We start from the raw sequence: 17,730 nt of genomic DNA, 5'->3' as shown, positions 1-17,730 counted from the left end.
ACGATTAGGTTTCTGCTCCGCGCGCCACTTCGTTTCACGAGGAGGCTTGTTGTATTGTAAGGGAGTGGTGTGTGCTCTCGCTTAGGAAGCCCGAACAACATCTGTTAAACTAAAGTGAAGTTTTGCAACGTTCCCCAATGCACTACTCCCATGTATCGCGACAAATTCTTTGCCTGCTTCTACGACTTGATACGAGCCTCTCGGCAAACAAATCTCATATTTTTCAGACAAGGTTTCCATAGCCTTCAGGAAAGCATCTCGAGCGATGATAGAGGCGGCAGCAACGGCAATATCCCGTTCTGCTTTTGGGACCTGTATTATCTCAATCCCTAAATGGATACCACGCGAAATTCCACCTTGAAATGGAACAGACGGACCTTGTTGCAAACGTGGTTTTCCCTTCATGCGTTGGCGTAGCTGTTGTGTGATGAGGTCGTCCTTAGAAAACCTGTCAACAAGCGCGTGTTTCGCGCCTACCCGAGTCGCTAAAGTATGAATGGCTTCTGCATGGAGCGATGCCAGAAGGTGATTTAAGTTTTGTCCTCGCTTATGAAAATCGTTATAAAGGGGATTATACGCGTTGGGCATCCTTTTCACGACAACGATACGCTTTTCATAGCGATGGTGCATCGATTCAGCGAGGTCCCGAATACGACGATTTGATAGCGTTTTCCCATCGGCAATTCCCAAATCACGGAGGGTTTCTCGACAATCTGCATCCACGTAAACTGCTGCGACGACGAGCGGACCGAAATAATCACCCTTTCCCGCTTCATCCGTTCCAAGCCAGGCATCCCAATTGTGTATTGTGTTCATTTCGTCTACCGGGTTTTATTCGTCCTATGTTTCTGTATCGTTCCTGTTCTTATGCTGAATTCCGAAGTGCAGCGAATTCGGTAACCTGTTCGGCTACAGCTTTGACGCGCGCCGTCAATTCAGCATCGTGTAAATTACCATCCGCATCAAACGCCTCAGATGAGTTTGGGATTGATACGTCATTCGGGACAACCCATGCGTGAAGGGCAGTGCCTACCGTCCGTAACATAGACAGCGCGTTCGCCGCGCCCATTCGTCCCCCGGATACACCGATAAGCCCGATCACCTTATTCTCAAACTCATCAAATCCCATCAAATCGAGTGCACTTTTAAGGACACCACTGAAACTACCGTGGTATTCAGGCGATCCGAGAAGTATGCCGTGTGCACGTTTCACTTTTTCCCGCAACTTGAGCACACCAGGCGGATAGTCACTTTCACTCGCGACAGAACCTTGGAAAACGAGGTCGTATTCACCGAGCTCAAGCAACTCGACTTCAGCACCAGCCTCTTTCGCAGCAGAGAGCGCGATTTGGAGTGCAGCATGCGTTGAGCTACCCTGTCGCAGACTCCCACAGATGGCAACGACGTAGATGGATCGATTATCGGTACTCTTCATTTCAACATCCCTTTGAAAAAAATAAAATAGGGCAATCCTCGTGAATTCAGTATCACCTAAATCCATTGAAGTTCAACTTAGCATACCACAGAAATAAAGGTATGTCAAAGGATTTTTATACACAGGAACATCAGGAATAGTCCAATGGCTGTCTTAATTAAAACAAATGTAAATTTCGATATCATCCATTTCCAAGAGAAAATGGGTGGAGACAATTCTCCTTGACCTATTTAGCATTTCTTTATATAATACTTATGTAAATAAAAACGCGAGCCTTTTCATGAATAGATGGCTGGAAGCCGGTCTTAACGCAAACTGCTCGCATAGCATGTTAATTTGTTTCAGACATGAGGAGGTAAACTCATGCGTTTAATGTTGTATTTACTTGCCATTGTCTTTCTAATAGTAGGCAGCGCGCTCACCACACACGCCGTAATCCAAGACGACGGCTTAATTCTTTACTTCAGTTTCGACGAAGCAGATGGCAGTACAGTTAAAGATGAAACAGGCAGCGGAAATGATGGTATGATCGATGGCGCGGACATTGTTTCCGATGAAGTTGTCTACGGCGGAGGATCGTTGTTATGCGACGAAGCTAATGACAGTGTGACGGTCGAATCATTTCAACAATTAGAAGATTATACAGACAATTCCTATCTCTTCTGGCTCAATTTCACTGTCCCGAACTCTGGCAGCTGGGATCAAATCATCGCGAAAAAAGCACCGGGTTCTGACCGTTCACCGGGTATCTGGACCTGTAACCGTGTGCCGTTGCACATTCACTACCGGTTCAATCCGGGCAACGCCGGAAGCCACTGTGTCGGTCCTGAAGGCGAAGGTGATGCATTTGATACCGGCGACTGGCACCATATTGCTGGTGTAAAAGAAGGTACCGGATTCAAGTTTTACATTGATGGTGAAGTGGTTGACGAACAGACAGTTCCGGAAAGTCATGCCCAAGGGGAAGAGAAACTCTATATCGGTAAAACGGGGTATAATTCTGCGAAGTTCTACCTTGATGACCTCTATATCTACGACAGAGCCCTCAGTGCTGATGAGGTAGCAATTGTCATGGACGGCGGTCTTCTCACCCCTGTGGAACCGCAAAACAAACTCGCTGCGACGTGGGGACAACTCAAAACACGTCGTGATTAATTTCACATCATAAAGTGTGGGGCGACTCTCACGTCGCCCCATATCCATTTTTATATCTATACTTGCCTGTTTTCTACAGCGAAGCTTGTCCCTCCATCTCTACAGATAGATAACACAAATCCGAACGCCAGCGACAATACAATAAATGCTTTGAATTTTATAGATGGCATCGGAAAGTTTCAGACGCAGATTTTCCTTGACATATTTAAGCAATTCTTTTACGATATTTTGTGAGTTAAAACGCGGGCTTTTTTTCGGGTCCGCACGGTACATCAATTGCGTTTAAGACATGAGGAGGTAAACTCATGCGTTTAGTTATGTATGTACTCGCTGTTGCACTACTGATGGTAGGCAGCGCGCTCTCTACAGATGCCGCAAAGGTTGAAGATAAGGGTTTAATCCTTTACTTCAGTTTCGATGAAGCAAAAGGTGGAAATCTTGAAGATGAAACCGGTGGTGGAAACGATGGTGAAATCGTTGATGGCGCGAAGATTGTCAAGGATGAAGTCGTCCACGGCAACGGCGCAATGTTATTCGCAAAGCCCGGAGACAGCGTGACAGTCGATTCCTTCAAAGAATTGGAAGATTATACAGACAACTCCTATCTCTTCTGGCTCAACTTTACCGATCCGAACTCCGGGGGCTGGGATCAAATCATCGCGAAAAAAGCTCCTGGCTCTGACCGTTCACCGGGTATCTGGACCTGTAACCGTGTGCCTTTGCACATCCACTACCGATTCAATCCTGGAAACGCTGGAAGCCATTGTGTTGGTCCTGATGGAGAAGGTGATACATTTGATGAAAACAAATGGTATCACATTGCTGGGATAAAAGAAGGGACCGACTTCCTGTTTTACATCGATGGCAAAGAGGTTGATAAACAGACTGTTCCGAAGGATCACGCCCAAGGGGCAGAGAAACTTTACATCGGTAGAACGGGTTATAACGCCGCGAAGTTCTACATCGATGACCTCTATGTCTACGACAGAGCTCTCGACGAAAAAGAGATCACGAATGTTATGGACGGTGGGCTGCTTCCTGTTGAACCTGAAGACAAGGTCGCCACGACGTGGGGACAACTGAAAAGAAATCGTGACTAATTTCACCCCTGAAATGTAGGGACGGCTCCCGCGCCGTCCCACACCTACTCTCTCATTCCGCGTGTGTTTACGCATCAATGCCGTCTACTCCCCACAATGAAATCCTTAATCACCTGCTTTCTTTTGCTCATTTTATTTTCAGCCATACAAGGATGGTGCGATGCTGAGCTGGAACTCAACAACAGGTTTGAACGCGGGGCGCGCTACCTTGACGCGGAACGATACGATCTGGCACTCACCGAATTTCAAAGCATCCGAAAAGAATTTGCGACATCCGAGGACGTTGGGAGCCTCGCCGAATGTTACATCGGTATTGTTTATCAGGAACTCAACAGCTTAAGCGAGGCGGTATCGGCATATCAGAGTGCTTTGGCACTAAAAGCACCACAGGGTGTGCATGGAACCGCGCACCTTCATTTAGGTGTCGTCTACAAGACCCAAGGCGAATTGACCCATGCCGAAAACCATCTCAGACAAGCACTCGCTCTACTTCCTGAAAACGCAGAAGGACACATCCATCTCGGTGATGTGTATGTGCTACAACACCGGTTGAATGCGGCTGAAAATGCTTATCGTGAGAGCATCCGCTTAAATCCCGACCATACTGAATCCTATTACGGCTTGGGCAGGGTATCAGAACTGCAGAATCGCCTACAACAGGCGATGGAGTATTACGATGCCGCGCTCGTCCGAAATCAGTATTTATCACAGGCACATTATCGGCGAGCACTCACCTATCGACGGCTTGGGAACAGTGAACAAGCCGCGGCAGCTATGGCACAGTTTCGACACCTGAAAACTTACGAGGACACGGTACATGAATATCGTGAGGCACTCTATCTAAATCCGAATCTGCCGATGCTATACATCAAATTAGGAGAACTTCACGAGGCTTATAATAATTTAACAGCAGCCGTCCAGATTTACGAAACTGCCACACAGGTGCATCCGTCTTATTTGCCAGGGTACGCGCATCTCGGCGAAGTCTTCATCAAACAGCGAGCCTTTGAAAAAGCGGCATTGGCGTATCAGAAATCTACGGAAATCGCACCAGACGACCCGCAGACATGGTTGAAGTTAGGTGTCATTTATATCAACCAACAGCAGTTTGAACCAGCGATTGCAGCGTTCAAGCGTGCAATCGTTGTGGATAGCACAGCAGCAGAAGCATATAACAACTTGGCTCGCCTTTATGCCGGACTCGGTAAGGAGATGCAGCAAGCAATTGACTTAGCAAAGCATGCTGTCTCCTTGGAACCGACTGCGAGATACTACGATACACTCGCATACACCTACTACCGCAACACACAATATGCGGAGGCTTTGGAAGCGATTCATCAAGCCCTTGCGTTGGCACCAGAGGTAGACGTATACAACAAATTCCTATCAAAAATTCAGACGGCGCAAGCCGCGGACCGAACCGAAAGGAAAAATAGATGAAAAAAGGGATATGCATCGGCTCATTACCCGGTAATTCGACGGAAGCACGGTTTAAGCTCGCGAAAGAAGCCGGTTTTGACGGTGTTGAAATTGGTACCCTCGTAAATGGTGACGACCGGTACGAGACAAAAGAGATCGCAACGCAACATCAATTGGAAGTGTTCGGTGTGATGAATAGCAAACACTGGTCATGTCCACTTTCCGATGCAGATGACACGGTTCGTGCCGAATCGAGAGAAGGAATGCTTGACTCCATAGCGACCGCAAGGGTTGTCGGAGCGGACACAGTACTACTCGTTCCGGCTGTTGTCAATGAAGCGACCCACTACGAAGCAGCGTATGAACGTTCACAAACAGAAATCCGAAAACTGATTCCAGAGGCATCAAAAAAAGGCATCACAATCGCCATTGAGAACGTTTGGAATAAATTTCTACTCAGTCCGATGGAATTTTCTCAGTATCTCGACGAATTTGAGGATGAAACAGTAACAGCCTATTTTGACGTTGGTAACATCGTGCTGTATGGATATCCACAACATTGGATTCGCTCGCTTGGTAGCCGTATTTCTAAAGTGCATATCAAGGGTTTCAACGCAAATGAGACCCGGTTTACCTATCTGATTGAAGACTGCACAATCGATTGGAACGCCGTTATGGCAGCACTTGAAGAGGTCGGATATGACGATTACATGACTGCAGAACTCCCCGTTGACGGAGACAATCCAGAGGGTAGGGTGCAGAGTATCAGCAGTGATATGGACAGGATCATCGCTGGAAATGTTTAACACGAAACCCAAAAATACTCACGTAATTGGAAAGTATTCACGAAATAAATGGAAGTTATTATTCAACCGACTTATACGCAGCTTATAGCGGTTTCGGCGGAAATTATCCGAAGCGCACTCCTAAAAAAGCCGAACCTCGTTTTGGGACTCGCTACAGGTAGCACACCCGTTGGGCTTTATAAAGCCTTGGCACGAATGCACAAAACGGAAGGACTCGATTTTTCAGCCGTGACGACTTTTAACTTAGATGAGTACGTCGGAATTCCACCGAGCCATCCGTATAGTTACCACACCTTCATGGAGACCCATTTTTTTAATGCTGTTAATATCCCTGCTGGGAATCGCCATATCCCACAGAGCACGGCTGTAGCACACGAGGAATTTTGTGAGCAGTACGAAGCAGCAATTGTAAACGCGGGTGGCATCGACATCCAAGTGCTTGGAATTGGAAAAGATGGGCACATCGGTTTCAATGAACCGAGTTCATCTCTGGGGTCTCGGACTCGCATCAAGACTTTGACGCAGAGTACGCTTGAGGCTAACGCACCGCATTTCGGAGGAGCCGTCGATGCAGTGCCAAAAATGGCGATTACAATGGGGGTAGGCACGATCATGGAAGCGAAACAGTGTCTGCTGCTGGCAAACGGCGAATCGAAAGCGGGAGCGATTGCTCACGCCGTAGAGGGATCTATCACAGCGGAAGTGCCAGCATCGGTGTTGCAAATGCATCCTCGAACGGTTGTCATCATTGACGAAGAAGCGGCTTCGCAACTCAAACGCATAGATTATTATAAACAGGTTTATGCAAACAAGCAGGAACTCTTGTCCGAAGGATACTGAATGTCCGCTGCGTTAAATTGATGCGCTTGAAGACTCCAGATAAGCGGACGGAAAATAGGGCACTGTGACAATTCTTATTCGTTGGAGAGACCGTACTCTTTTGCTTTCCGTTGGATTGTCCGTCGGCTTACTTTGAGAATTTTTGCCGCTTTTGCCTTGTTATTGTCTACGGATTCGAGGGTAGCGCGCAGTACCTCCCGATTAATCTCATCAAGGGACATACCGACCTCTACATTTAAAAGTTGCCCACCGTTATTCGCACCAATTTGCCAGACATCAGGCACCGAAAGTAAATTTGAAAACTCTGTTCCCGTTGCTTTGAGAATACGTTCAGGCAGGTGAATCTGCTGGATTGTTGATTGATTGGACATAACAACCATACCTTCAATACAGTTTTTCAATTCGCGAACATTCCCGGGCCAATCGTATTTCATCAATGTTCTAACCGCCTCCGGTGCGATCGTTATTGGAGACTTACCATTCTGTTTGCTGAACTCTTCAAGGAAATCCTTAACGAGCAGCGGAACATCTTCAACGCGTTCCTGAAGTGTTGGGAGGTAGATAGGCACTACGTTAAGCCGATCATAGAGATCTGGGAGAAATTCTCGCCTACTGGAAGCGGCTTCTAAATCGTGGTTCGTGGCGCACACAACACGGACATCGACCTGAATCGTCTTGTCACCACCGACCCGTTCAAATTCACGTTCTTCGAGGACACGCAAAAGGCGTGCTTGATTGGATGGGCTGAGTTGCGAGACCTCGTCAAGGAATAGGGTGCCCCCATGTGCAAGTTCAAATCTCCCGATGCGTTGATCATACGCGCCACTAAACGCGCCACGTTCGTGACCAAAGAGTTCAGATTCTGCTAGGTTTTCGTTTAGCGTTGCACAATTGAAGGCAATCAGAGAACCGCGTCGTAAACTTCGATGATGAATCGCACGGGCAACCAATTCTTTGCCTGTCCCCCGCGCACCGTATATCATCACAGTCGCTTTTGTCGGCGCGATCTGCGTAATCATGTCGCGAATTTTTGTGATCTGAGACGACTTCCCTGTGAGACGACGTAACCCTTCTTTCTCATCTATTTGTGATTGTAATTGCCGATTTTCGAAAGCGAGACGTTGGTTTTCAAGAGTCCTCTGCAAAAGTGCCGCCAGATGGACAGGATTAACCGGTTTCGGTAGAAAAAAGGAATCTTTATATGCCAGCATCGCTTTGATACCAATGTCGGTTTCCAGAATGTTAGACGCTGTGATAAAAATCACACCAACATCAGGTTGGTGCTGTGCTGCGGCATCGAGCAGTGACAATCCATCAATCCGTTCCGCTCTCAATTGTGCGATGAGAATGTCTACCCTTAGGTGCTCAATATGATGAAACGCTTGATACATATTCCCTGTAACGACGAGACGCAACCCTTGACCTGCAAGTGTTTCACAAACAAGTTCCCGTTCCGTCCTGTCGGCATCTACGATAAGCACCGTTTTTTCCGTGTTCATGGTCGGAGCACCTTTTAAAATATTCCCGATTTTCCACTCAAGTTATTTTTATTCCTCAAAAAAATAGTTTGTTTAAAATTTTGAATTCGAGTAAACTATTAAAATCATAATATACGATAGAATTATAGCATTTGATACGAAGAATTTTATTGCACTTTTTCGGAGGAATGAATGGACAAAAAGCTCAGCTCACTGTATAGACTCGGTGGGCTTACTGGCGGCTTGAGTGGTTTTCTCATGCTTGCCTCAAGTATTTGGTTTATTTTTGGTTTATCGACTCTTTCTTCACTCCCATCAGCAGAACAACTGGAACTCATAGGAAAAATTGGGGTTTATCACGGAATAGGGGTCGTTTCGACCATTTTACTTGTGCCAATGCTATTAGCTGGGTATGGTTTACTTTCTTCAGACGCTGGTTCACGTAGTATTCTCGGAGCCTGCTTCGCCATCCCTTGGCTTACCATAGAATTGATAGCCCATTGTTCACAAACTGCTCCTTTAAACTTGCTATCCGAACTTGCCAGCGAATCAACGACCGCTGCAATTAGCACCTCATTCTACGCATTGTGGGCAGAGTGGGGGGAAGCTCTCTTTATGACCGGAGCATTCCTCTGTGCACTTCTTGCAATCTGCTACGGCTCCGCGCTCCATTCGTGGGGAAATCCGGTTGCTGGTTATCTGTTCTTTGTTTCAGTGATCGCTTTTCCAGTCGGTGTTCTTTTGGACTTCGGGATACAATTGCATGTGCTCATCCGAGGCATCGCGTTCCTGTTCTTTGGAGGTATCCTGATACAAGCACCACATGAAGACGAGACGTAGTGGACGATAAAGTTTTAAAACAACAGCCCCTGAACAATAGTGTCCTAATAGAACCTTACCCTATTCCTCATCCTCGTTTAGCAATCTCTCCAACTCTGCCAAGATATCTTCTTCATCGCTTTCTGCTTCGGTAGCGTCTGAATCCAGTGTCTCCAGATCGGATCGAAATTCTATAAGGTTGCTGAGATAACGTTCACGGGTAATATTTTCTGCCTCACCGTGTTCCTCGCGTAAACATTCGCCACAGAACTCCCCAATCTGTTGTATTCCAGCGTCAATCTGTTGCAATGCTGTCGCTGTATCGTCCTCTTGCAGGCTCAATTCTGCCTTAGCGATGCTGTGCATCATGAGCATATATCCCTTATACTGGTAACTCCGCCAAGCAGTTTCGGATGGAGCACATTCGCGTGCCAAATTTGTTACTGCCAGATTCGTAGCGGTATCGCGTTGGACATCTTCCCACCGTTTGATACCTGCGAATAGAAGGTAACGGGTATAACGATGAAAAGATTCCTCAAAAAGGATTTCCCATTCCTCCGACTCCAATTGAAACCCCTCACGGGTTCCGTGCTGTTCTTCATACTCTCGCAACCTCGCGAAGAAGTAATCGTAATAGGAATCTACACCGTGTGGACGCATACCATCAGGACGACCAGTCGCATAAATTCGCGAGATAGTGAAAGCATTGGGTTGTACAACGACGACTTCCCTACCATCTTCAATCTGCAGAACACTCACAGGACGCTCTGCATCAAGGTTTAGCGACTCAAGTATTCGGTCGAAAGTTTGAACCCACCGGGTGTTTCTCTGTATAGATTCATTCGCCATTTATATATCTATCCTTTTTTTAAAAGTCGCCAGTTATCAGTCGTCAGTCGTCAGTAAAAGGGATAGTTTGTATCAACGGAGACCTTTTAACTGAAAACTGAGAATAGAGAGCTGAAAACTATTAAAGCAACTGAAAATAATCTTGAAGTGGCGTGACTGTAATATCTCCGCGCTGCAACGCGTCAATGGCGTTAACAGCCGCAGCCGCTCCGGGTATGGTTGAGAAGATCGGGATATCGTGTGCTATCGCCATTTCGCGAATTAGGAGTTCATTAGGACGATGTAAGTCCCCGGTCGGTGTGTTGATGATAAGATCTACCGCATGATTTTTGATGTAATCATGAATCGTCGGTCTCCCTTTACCGATACTGAAGACCAGCTCTGACTCCATTCCATTGCGAAGGAGGACCTTTGCGGTTCCGTGCGTAGCGATAAGCTCGAAACCCATGTCCGTAAGTTTTTTGGCGATGAAAATAATGGCACGCTTATCTTTGTTTTTCACACTGATGAAGACCTTACCACCGAGTGGTAAAGTATAACCACACGCCTTTTGTGCCTTCGCAAAGGCGCGGGAAACATCGGTATCAATTCCCATGACCTCCCCAGTCGATTTCATCTCAGGACCCAAGCGCGTGTTTGAACCCGGAAAGCGGTTAAAAGGAAATACCGGAGCCTTGACACTGAAATACGCGGGTTCAATTTCGTTTGTAAACCCAAGTTCAGTGAGGGACTTGCCAGCCATCGCACGTGCTGCGAGCTTTGCTAGCGGCACACCAATGGCTTTACTCACGAATGGAATGGTTCTGGATGCCCGCGGATTCACCTCAAGCACATAAATCTCATCGTTCTTTATCGCGTATTGGACGTTCATCAAACCACGGACATTTAGGGCTTTTGCCAAGGCGTAGGTGAAGGTCTTGAGATTTTCAATCTGTTCATCCACGAGCGTATAAGGTGGCAGCACGCAGTCACTGTCCCCTGAATGGATGCCAGCCTCCTCAATGTGCTCCATGATACCACCGATAACGGTAAGGTTTCCATCAGATATTGCATCAACATCCACTTCAATCGCTTCTTCAAGGTATTTATCTATGAGTACAGGATGTTCAGGTGAAGCTTGAACAGCGGAGTGCATGTATTCGTGCAGGAGTTCTTCATCGTAAACGATCTGCATGGCGCGTCCGCCTAAAACATACGACGGACGAACGATAACAGGATAGCCGAGTGCCGCAGCTATAGGGGCAGCTTCCTCACTCGATGTCGCTGTTCCGTTAGGCGGTTGCATTAACCCGATGTCGTCTAAAACCGCTTTGAAAAGGCGCCGGTCCTCGGAACGGGCTATATCTTCAGGACTCGTACCGATAATCGGTACACCTGCAGCTTTGAGCGCAATCGCAAGGTTCAACGGGGTTTGCCCACCGAATTGAACAATCACACCAGATGGCTTCTCTTTGTGATAAATATTGAGAACGTCTTCACAGGTTAACGGTTCAAAGTAAAGCCGATCGGAGGTATCATAATCGGTACTAACAGTCTCTGGATTACTGTTTACCATGATGGTTTCATAACCATCGGCTTTGAGTGCGAGGGCGGCATGGACACAACAGTAGTCGAATTCGATCCCCTGACCAATACGATTCGGACCGCCACCGAGTATCATGATTTTAGGTTTATCAGACGGACGCACCTCATCTTCACTCGAACAGGTCGAATAATAGTAAGGCGTTTCTGCTTCAAACTCCGCGGCACAAGTGTCAACAGTTTTGAAAGTTGCATGAACGCCGAGACCTTTCCGACATTCTCGGATGGTTTCTTCAGAAACACCGTAAATGTCCCCCAACTGTCGATCTGAAAATCCGAACTGTTTTGCTTGTTGTAAAAGTTTTTTGGGAACCTCACCATCGGTATCAGGATTTTGTAAATGCTGGTCTATATAGTGTCGGGCATCAGGTTCAGACAAAGCGTTTTCAAAATCAACGATTTCCTTCATATTGTAGAGAAAAAATGGGTCGATGTGTGTGTAAGCGTGAATTTCCTCAATGCTCATCCCACGTGCGAGAGCCGCTTTAATATAAAAAATTCGTTTGACGTTCGGAATGCTTAACTTGCTCGGTAGTTCAGAAAGTGGTAACGCCTCAAGTGGATGGTTATCTAAACCGTGCCATCCGGTCTCCAACGAACGCAATCCTTTTTGTAATGCCTCTTTAAAGGTTCTTCCGATAGCCATCGCTTCGCCGACAGATTTCATCTGTGTTGTGAGTGTTTCATCGGTCCCTTGAAACTTTTCAAAAGCCCATCTCGGAATTTTGACGACCACGTAATCAATAGTCGGCTCAAAGCATGCGGGCGTCTCAGCTGTAATGTCGTTGGGAATCTCATCTAAATTATAGCCGACAGCGAGTTTCGCTGCGATTTTCGCAATTGGAAATCCAGTGGCTTTTGACGCAAGGGCGGAACTCCGGGAAACGCGAGGGTTCATCTCAATGACGACCTGTTTGCCAGTCTTTGGATCAACAGCAAATTGGATATTGGAGCCGCCTGTATCCACACCAATCTCTCGAATAATCTTGATCGCTGAATCCCGCATCAGTTGATATTCTTTATCTGTCAATGTTTGGATAGGTGCCACAGTGATGCTATCGCCGGTGTGGACTCCCATGGCATCGACATTTTCAATTGAGCATATTATGACGACATTGTCCGCACCATCGCGCATAACTTCCAATTCGAATTCTTTCCATCCGATGACAGACTCTTCAATGAGTAGTTCATTGATTGGACTCAGGGCAAGCCCCGACGCAACCATTTTCTCGTATTCTTCGATGTTGTAAGCGATACCGCCACCTGTGCCACCAAGCGTAAACGCAGGACGGATGATCGCTGGGAATCCGATCTCTTGAACGAGCGCGAGTGCTTCTTGTACCGAGTGGGCGATACCGCTCTTCGGAACTGCCAATCCGATTTTTGTCATCGCCTCTTTAAAGAGCGCGCGATCCTCCGCTTTTTGGATAGCAGGCAATTTCGCACCAATCAGCTCAACCTCATATTCGTCTAACACACCAGATTCGGCAAGTTCAACAGACACGTTCAAAGCTGTTTGCCCACCGAGTGTTGGCAGCAATGCTTGCGGACGTTCCTTGGCAATTATAAGCTCCACTGTGTCCGCTGTAATCGGCTCAATATAGGTCTGATCGGCAAAATCCGGATCTGTCATGATAGTCGCAGGATTGCTATTGACAAGCGTAATTTCGTACCCTTCTTCTTTGAGTGCCTTACACGCCTGCGTTCCGGAGTAATCAAACTCACAAGCCTGTCCGATGATAATCGCACCGGATCCAATAATTAAGATTTTATCTATGTCTGTTCGTTTTGGCATTTTTTATTCGCTGTCGGTTTTCAGTTATCAGCAAAGAGGTTTCTGATGACCCAGAGTCTTCTTGCTGACGGCTGACGGCTGATGGCTAATGGCTATTCCATCATTTCAGTAAAACGCGAGAAAAGATAACTTGCATCGTGTGGACCCGGTGATGCTTCCGGATGATATTGTACAGAAAAAATGGGATATTCCCGGTGTTGTATTCCCTCAAGTGTGTCATCATTCAGATTGATATGTGTAACGTCAACACTGTTCGGTAGTGAATCGATATCAACGCAGAATCCATGATTTTGTGAGGTAATTTCGACTCGGTCCGTCTCAAAATGTTTGACAGGTTGGTTCACACCCCGGTGTCCGAATTTCAATTTAAATGTCTTTCCACCCAGCGCGAGCCCCAGCAACTGATGTCCTAAGCAGATACCGAAAAGCGGCTTTTTGCCTATGAGTGTTTGAATGGTCTGGATCGCATAGTCAACTGGCATTGGATCCCCCGGTCCATTTGAGAGAAATATACCATCCGGTTCCGCTGCGAGGATCTCTTCAGCGGATGTTTTTGCTGGCACGACTTGAACCTCACAACCGTGTTCGGTCAGTTGGCGCAAAATGTTATATTTGATGCCGAAATCGAGGGCAATGACGCGATATTTGGGATGGGAGTTGTTTTCTTCAGGTTGTCGCCACGCATACGAACTCGGACACGTCACCCGTTGCACCAAGTCCCAGCCTACCAAACCGTGCCACGCTTTGGCTTTCGCGATAAGACTCTCAGGATTCACATCCTCTGTGGAGAGACATCCGTTCATTACCCCGTGAACACGGAGGCGGCGGGTGAGTGCGCGAGTATCAATGCCTTGGATGCCAATAACGTCGTGTTCAGCGAGATAAGAATCCAAACTCCATTTTGAGCGCCAATTACTATAGTATGCACTGTATTCACGAACGACAAACCCTTCTACCTGTGGACCGATAGATTCTACGTCTGCTTCGTTGCAACCGTAGTTGCCTATCAATGGATATGTCATCGTTACGATCTGTCCTTTGTAGGAAGGATCGGTCAAAACTTCCTGATAGCCCGTCATACTGGTATTAAAGACGACTTCGCCGATGGTTTCGCCTGTCGCGCCAAACTGCTCGCCTTCAAAGACTGTCCCGTCCGCTAATGCGAGAATCGCTTTCATATTTTTAATTTTCCTTGCGGTTCGTTCAGGCGGGTTGCGTGAGAAGCTGTCCTCTCCATATATCCGCCTGCATGTTTTTGCTTGGGGTTTTTGCTTGGGCGTTTCTGCGGATTTCTGCGTATGTTGCAGGCGACTCGCTTTTTTATTCTGAGTTGGGGCGTACTCCTATTCTGCTGCCTTCTCTGAGTGTAATAGCATGCCAGCCCTTAAGTTCCCAACCTTCAAAAGGAGTGTTCCGACTTTTTGAACGAGATTTTGTCACGTCAACCTGATTGACGAAGTCTGGATTAATCGCTGTCACATCTCCGACTGCACCAATAGAAAGTGTTCCACGATTGATACCGAGTATATTTGCTGGAATAGAAGTCATTTTCGCAATTGCTTCAGTCATTGTGAGGTGCCCCGGGTCAACGAGAGATGTAAACACAAGTGGCACACAGGTCTCCAGACCGATAATTCCATTCGGTGCCTCAAGCATGCCTCGCGCCTTTTCTTCTGGTGCATGCGGCGCGTGATCCGTCGCGATTGCGTCAATTGTGCCATCGCGTAAACCCTCAATAACAGCGTCAATATCGGTCTGTGTACGCAGGGGTGGATGCATCTTCGCATTCGTCCCTTGCTTTTCTATTTCCCTATCGGTGAGGATCCAGTGATGTGGACATGCCTCGGCAGTCACATGGACACCTCGACGTTTTCCTTGGCGCACCAACTCAACTGCCCCTGCCGTACTGACATGGAGAACATGAAGGTGTCCACCTGTCATCTCTGCTAACATGATGTCACGCGCGACGATGATGTCCTCCGCAGCGTTTGGACTTCCGATGACTAAATTCATGACAGCTCCCGCGTTCAGGTTGTGCTCTTCGCAGTGAACCATAATTGGGAAACCGAGTTCCGCGCTCAACGCGAGTGCGTCGCGCATAAGGGCGGCGTTCATGACAGTAATGCCATCATCGCTGAAACCAATTGCACCAGCGGCACGCATTCCACGCATATCTGTGAGTTCATCACCCGCGAGATTTTTGGTAATACTTCCAAAAGGGTACACGTTTGTCTCTGCTGTCTCGCGTGTGGTGTCATAGATCTGTTCGATCTTTTCGGGCGTGTCTATAACAGGAGACGTGTTCGCCATACAAGCAACCGATGTGAATCCACCCGCTGCAGCCGCAGCCGTCCCAGTCGCCCGGGTTCACGGAGATGGACGTGCATATCGATCAATCCGGGTGTAACAATCAGCCCTGTTGCGTCATACACATTGGCTGACGGGGATTCTGTTCGTTTTTCTCCGCCACCGACCGCCTCAATTTTGCCGTTAACGATGGAAAGATTACCAACTTCATCAATGTTGTTAGCAGGGTCGATGATACGCCCGTTGGTGATAAATGCGTCGCTCATTCCTCGTCCTTCTCATAAATCACTGCCGAATCAACGCCGCTCTCTTCGGCGAGTTGCACTCTGACGAACTCTTTTCGGGAGGTCGGAACATTTTTGCCGACATAATTGGAGGCAATTGGCAATTCGCGGTGCCCTCTATCAATGAGGGTCGCCAATTGGATCGCAGCTGGACGACCGAAATCCATCAGCGCATCCATTGCCGCACGAACGGTACGTCCCGTATAAAGCACCTCATCCACCAAAATGACCCATTTCCCAGTAATATCAAACGGAAGTTCAGTGCTGTTGACTTGAATTTGCGTCTCATGAAGATTGATATCATCACGGTATAGCGTCACATCAATCGCACCCACATCGACTTCAATGTTTTCGATTCGCTCAAGGTTTTCAGCAATACGGTGCGCAAGAATGTCCCCCCGACTTTTGACACCGACAAGTACGAGATCGTCAATGTGTTTATGATTGTGCTCTAAAATCTCGTGGGCGATCCTGAGCAAGGCACGCCGAATTTCTTCGGTGTTCATGACTTGTGCTTTTTCACGCCCCAAGGTATCTAAAGAAGTCATTTATTTTTGCCCCGTTTATCCATCAACTCGTGCTTGAATCTCTTGGAACGGAGTCGAGTTGATAGGTAAAGTTTGTCGCTTGTGTTCTCTCAATAAAAAAAGCCCCTCCCGTCTGATGTGACGAGAAAGGCATCATCCAACCGCTGCCGATGGACAGTCTACATTATGATTCCGATTCAAATTGTATTTTTTCATCCTTTTTTCAACCTCTCTGGATTGGATTAAAAAGGTTCTTGACATTAACACCCTACTTCCTATTATAGTATAACACATTTGTGTTTCAATTGCAAACTTTTTTATTGTTTAGGGCTTACCTATTGTCAGAACCTCCTACCATGCTTGAGAGGATGCCGAGGATTTTGTCGCACTGTGCGATCGGGTAAATTACCATATCAATGTGGAGTCTTTGCCCTTCCAATTTGAGGAATCGCCAATCTATCCCCGAAGTGGTAGCCCCATAGATATAAGGGATGTTATTGCCTTTTTCAGTATTAAAGCGTTGTGCTGCGAGCATCTCGGCAACACACTGTCCAAGACCTACAGTTAGGTCATCTTTCTTTGCCTCGACGAGGATGATGACGGGTGCCTCTAAAAAAGATTGCACAGGCGACAAACTCACCAAAAAATCACAAACCCCAGTCAATCCGTTTTCGTCATCAATGCTGAAATCAATGCCAGAAAAGAGACTGATACGACGTTCCAGCTGTTCTCGGAGTTCAACGAGAATATCGGCGATAATCAGTTCTGATTTTGCTTTTTCTGTGTTGATGGTGATCGCTAACGGTACATTTCGTGCTAATGTCGTTTTCAGAAAAAATGCCTGCGGACTCAACTATCTCTAATTGAAACGCTGTTCGCACCATTTCTAATGTAAAATTGCTATATGCCATCTGTTAGTACCTCTTTCCTAAAAGTTAGTATCACAGATCTCGCTCTTGTGTGTTTATAGTAACATCCCAAAATATGTGAATAGGTGCTCAATGAACAAAGTTCCCCACACCACCGCTGGCGAGGATTGTATCCTCGCCTTGTAATGTCCAAGTAATTATGGACTTTACTATAATTCTATCTATGGGACCTTGAATGTTCTAACCGCGATTCAGACAGTAACCGGTTTATGTCTTTCACTGGAATCGCCAAGGCATTCATGTGCCTGTCACTTCTTGCGATAATCCCCAGCAAAACACCTTGTTTGTTAAGTACTGGTCCGCCGCTGTTACCACCAAAAACATCGGATTGGATGTGAAGGAAACCGCTTTGGTCGTTCAGAAATTCACCGAGCGTCCACCGCCAGAGGTTTTGTCCACCCGGATT

Annotated in this window: 14 protein-coding genes and 2 pseudogenes; 6 read left to right on the top strand and 10 right to left on the bottom strand. The window is 47.0% G+C overall.

What is annotated here, in order from left to right:
- Nucleotides 1-81 precede the first annotated feature (81 nt).
- Both J4G07_03785 and J4G07_03780 read right to left on the bottom strand, forming a co-directional pair.
- Nucleotides 82-816: a ribonuclease HIII gene (locus J4G07_03785; protein MCE2413103.1), complete on the bottom strand. Its 735-nt coding sequence runs from the start codon at nucleotides 814-816 to the stop codon at nucleotides 82-84.
- 49 nt (nucleotides 817-865) lie between these two features.
- Nucleotides 866-1,435, bottom strand: coding sequence for an NAD(P)H-dependent oxidoreductase (locus J4G07_03780; GenBank protein MCE2413102.1), 570 nt, complete (start codon nucleotides 1,433-1,435; stop codon nucleotides 866-868).
- A gap of 363 nt (nucleotides 1,436-1,798) precedes the next feature.
- On the opposite strand from J4G07_03780, the gene J4G07_03775 reads away from it, so the two are divergent.
- The 5 genes from J4G07_03775 to nagB all read left to right on the top strand — a co-directional run bounded on the left by J4G07_03775 (nucleotide 1,799) and on the right by nagB (nucleotide 6,755).
- On the top strand, nucleotides 1,799-2,590 hold the full coding sequence (locus tag J4G07_03775; GenBank protein MCE2413101.1) for a LamG domain-containing protein: 792 nt from the start codon (nucleotides 1,799-1,801) through the stop codon (nucleotides 2,588-2,590).
- 305 nt (nucleotides 2,591-2,895) lie between these two features.
- The gene (locus tag J4G07_03770; GenBank protein MCE2413100.1) at nucleotides 2,896-3,690 is read left to right on the top strand and encodes a LamG domain-containing protein; all 795 of its coding nucleotides are present in this window, start codon (nucleotides 2,896-2,898) and stop codon (nucleotides 3,688-3,690) included.
- A 96-nt stretch (nucleotides 3,691-3,786) separates the two neighbouring features.
- Nucleotides 3,787-5,130 carry a tetratricopeptide repeat protein gene (locus J4G07_03765; protein MCE2413099.1) on the top strand — a complete coding sequence of 448 codons (1,344 nt, stop codon included), beginning with the start codon at nucleotides 3,787-3,789 and terminating at the stop codon, nucleotides 5,128-5,130.
- A complete protein-coding gene (locus tag J4G07_03760) occupies nucleotides 5,127-5,915 on the top strand; it encodes a sugar phosphate isomerase/epimerase (GenBank protein MCE2413098.1) in 789 nt (262 codons plus the stop codon). Before J4G07_03765 ends, J4G07_03760 begins: the two co-directional genes overlap by 4 nt.
- A 48-nt stretch (nucleotides 5,916-5,963) precedes the next feature.
- Entirely contained in the window at nucleotides 5,964-6,755 is a 792-nt protein-coding gene (gene nagB, locus J4G07_03755) for a glucosamine-6-phosphate deaminase (GenBank protein MCE2413097.1), read from the top strand.
- A 74-nt stretch (nucleotides 6,756-6,829) separates the two neighbouring features.
- On the opposite strand, the gene J4G07_03750 is transcribed toward nagB, so the two are convergent.
- Nucleotides 6,830-8,254: a sigma-54-dependent Fis family transcriptional regulator gene (locus tag J4G07_03750; protein MCE2413096.1), complete on the bottom strand. Its 1,425-nt coding sequence runs from the start codon at nucleotides 8,252-8,254 to the stop codon at nucleotides 6,830-6,832.
- 171 nt (nucleotides 8,255-8,425) lie between these two features.
- On the opposite strand from J4G07_03750, the gene J4G07_03745 reads away from it, so the two are divergent.
- Nucleotides 8,426-9,073 (top strand): hypothetical protein, encoded by a 648-nt coding sequence (locus tag J4G07_03745; GenBank protein MCE2413095.1) that lies wholly within the window; start codon nucleotides 8,426-8,428, stop codon nucleotides 9,071-9,073.
- A 60-nt stretch (nucleotides 9,074-9,133) separates the two neighbouring features.
- Here the strand turns inward: J4G07_03745 and J4G07_03740 are convergent, their stop codons facing one another.
- The 7 genes and pseudogenes from J4G07_03740 to J4G07_03710 form a co-directional block, all read right to left on the bottom strand.
- Nucleotides 9,134-9,901, bottom strand: coding sequence for a DNA helicase UvrBC (locus J4G07_03740; GenBank protein ID MCE2413094.1), 768 nt, complete (start codon nucleotides 9,899-9,901; stop codon nucleotides 9,134-9,136).
- A 121-nt stretch (nucleotides 9,902-10,022) separates the two neighbouring features.
- Nucleotides 10,023-13,277, bottom strand: a complete 3,255-nt coding sequence (carB, locus tag J4G07_03735) for a carbamoyl-phosphate synthase large subunit (protein ID MCE2413093.1) — start codon at nucleotides 13,275-13,277, stop codon at nucleotides 10,023-10,025.
- Between the two features lie 92 nt (nucleotides 13,278-13,369).
- The gene (carA, locus tag J4G07_03730) at nucleotides 13,370-14,455 is read right to left on the bottom strand and encodes a glutamine-hydrolyzing carbamoyl-phosphate synthase small subunit (protein ID MCE2413092.1); all 1,086 of its coding nucleotides are present in this window, start codon (nucleotides 14,453-14,455) and stop codon (nucleotides 13,370-13,372) included.
- 142 nt (nucleotides 14,456-14,597) lie between these two features.
- Nucleotides 14,598-15,850: pseudogene (locus tag J4G07_03725) on the bottom strand (dihydroorotase).
- Nucleotides 15,847-16,416: a bifunctional pyr operon transcriptional regulator/uracil phosphoribosyltransferase PyrR gene (pyrR, locus tag J4G07_03720; GenBank protein ID MCE2413091.1), complete on the bottom strand. Its 570-nt coding sequence runs from the start codon at nucleotides 16,414-16,416 to the stop codon at nucleotides 15,847-15,849. Before pyrR ends, J4G07_03725 begins: the two are co-directional and overlap by 4 nt.
- Nucleotides 16,417-16,726: 310 nt before the next feature.
- Nucleotides 16,727-17,306 (bottom strand): annotated as a pseudogene (locus tag J4G07_03715) (hypothetical protein).
- Nucleotides 17,307-17,481: 175 nt separating this feature from the next.
- The coding region (locus J4G07_03710) for a hypothetical protein (protein MCE2413090.1) at nucleotides 17,482-17,730 on the bottom strand (249 nt) is incomplete at its 5' end.

The organism is Candidatus Poribacteria bacterium (assembly GCA_021295715.1).
Classification (GTDB): Bacteria; Poribacteria; WGA-4E; order WGA-4E; family WGA-3G; genus WGA-3G.
This window is presented reverse-complemented; position numbering and strand designations above follow the sequence as displayed.

Bases quoted from the DNA above. Each gene is read 5' to 3' on its own strand.
- J4G07_03770 (MCE2413100.1), top strand. From the start codon at position 2,896: ATGCGTTTAGTTATGTATGTACTCGCTGTTGCACTACTGATGGTAGGC.
- carB (MCE2413093.1), bottom strand. From the start codon at position 13,277: ATGCCAAAACGAACAGACATAGATAAAATCTTAATTATTGGATCCGGT.
- pyrR (MCE2413091.1), bottom strand. From the start codon at position 16,416: ATGACTTCTTTAGATACCTTGGGGCGTGAAAAAGCACAAGTCATGAAC.
- carA (MCE2413092.1), bottom strand. From the start codon at position 14,455: ATGAAAGCGATTCTCGCATTAGCGGACGGGACAGTCTTTGAAGGCGAG.
- J4G07_03745 (MCE2413095.1), top strand. From the start codon at position 8,426: ATGGACAAAAAGCTCAGCTCACTGTATAGACTCGGTGGGCTTACTGGC.
- J4G07_03765 (MCE2413099.1), top strand. From the start codon at position 3,787: ATGAAATCCTTAATCACCTGCTTTCTTTTGCTCATTTTATTTTCAGCC.
- J4G07_03775 (MCE2413101.1), top strand. From the start codon at position 1,799: ATGCGTTTAATGTTGTATTTACTTGCCATTGTCTTTCTAATAGTAGGC.
- J4G07_03760 (MCE2413098.1), top strand. From the start codon at position 5,127: ATGAAAAAAGGGATATGCATCGGCTCATTACCCGGTAATTCGACGGAA.
- J4G07_03780 (MCE2413102.1), bottom strand. From the start codon at position 1,435: ATGAAGAGTACCGATAATCGATCCATCTACGTCGTTGCCATCTGTGGG.
- J4G07_03740 (MCE2413094.1), bottom strand. From the start codon at position 9,901: ATGGCGAATGAATCTATACAGAGAAACACCCGGTGGGTTCAAACTTTC.
- J4G07_03785 (MCE2413103.1), bottom strand. From the start codon at position 816: ATGAACACAATACACAATTGGGATGCCTGGCTTGGAACGGATGAAGCG.
- J4G07_03750 (MCE2413096.1), bottom strand. From the start codon at position 8,254: ATGAACACGGAAAAAACGGTGCTTATCGTAGATGCCGACAGGACGGAA.
- nagB (MCE2413097.1), top strand. From the start codon at position 5,964: ATGGAAGTTATTATTCAACCGACTTATACGCAGCTTATAGCGGTTTCG.